General features: G+C 48.8%; 1 protein-coding gene and 1 pseudogene. Both read right to left on the reverse strand.

The features are described 5' to 3' along the window. Positions 1-258, reverse strand: a pseudogene (locus AC1DH9_RS29680) (hypothetical protein); the annotation flags it as partial. A 188-nt stretch (positions 259-446) separates the two neighbouring features. Further along, the coding region (locus AC1DH9_RS29685) for a transposase (RefSeq protein WP_477809398.1) at positions 447-1,079 on the reverse strand (633 nt) is incomplete at its 5' end.

The raw sequence follows: 1,079 nt of genomic DNA on the forward strand, positions 1-1,079 counted from the left end.
ATTTATATACTCGCGAAAATTTACCGCATTCAACACGGAAACCCCTGCCCTAAAAAGGCGAAGAGATGCTTCATAATCAGCCACATTTAACCGACCGCTTTCAACATAAGTTAAATAGTCAGGCCTGACATCAATACAAAAATTGCACTTATCATCCACAACATAATAATGCTCATTACCAACAACAAACAACGCCACCGACTTATAACCATTAAAAAGATCATTTTCTAACGACTGATACTCAACGTCCGAATTCATGAAATAACTCCTCCTGCGTAAGCACTCGCGCGTTCGATGAATGCTTTTCAAGCAAAGAATCCCAGACCTTTGGAAGCTCTAGTGACACGCTCGGCTGCCCTTTGGTTGGATCAACAATCTTAGGAGCATCAGGGCTTCTTGGAACTCCGACCACAGGTCTTTGATCCACGACCAAAAAGGGGACAGATTTATTTTACAACCCCAGACTTTTCCCTTGGCCTGCCTTGACCTCGACGCTCTATTCGAATCCCCGAAATCTGTTCTACTTCATCGACGAAACSCCCCGTCCCGGTTAGCTGCCCACGTTGTAGAGCTTCACGGATAAGCCTTACTTCTTCGCTGGAAACAGCTTGTCGTACAAAACCCTCATAATTTTTGTACCGTTCCAGGCTGGTATCACCCAACACATCGAAACAGGCGTCAGTATCTAGCCAATCGCTATCAGGCAGATCGCCTACACGTGCCCGGTAACTCGACCAAGGGTAGTCCGTCGCATCGACCACCATGCATGCACGTACCGGATTCAGTTCAATATAGCGACAGCATGCCAACAGATAAGTATCGGATTGCACCACACTGGACTTGTACCGACTCTCCCACAGCGTACCGGTACGGCCTTCCAACCGGTTACGGTACCGAGTGGCACGCGCCGCCAGCGCCTTCATTAGCTGCCCGAGGCCTGCCACCGATTCGCTTGGCGCCAACAACAAATGGACATGATTGGTCATCAGGCAGTAGGCATACACCCTTACCCCAAATACCTCCTTAAGCTCTCGAAGGTCGGCAAGATAACGCTGATAGTCCTCGACAGCAGCAAACAC

This window comes from Pseudomonas sp. 05T35 (assembly GCF_056396605.1).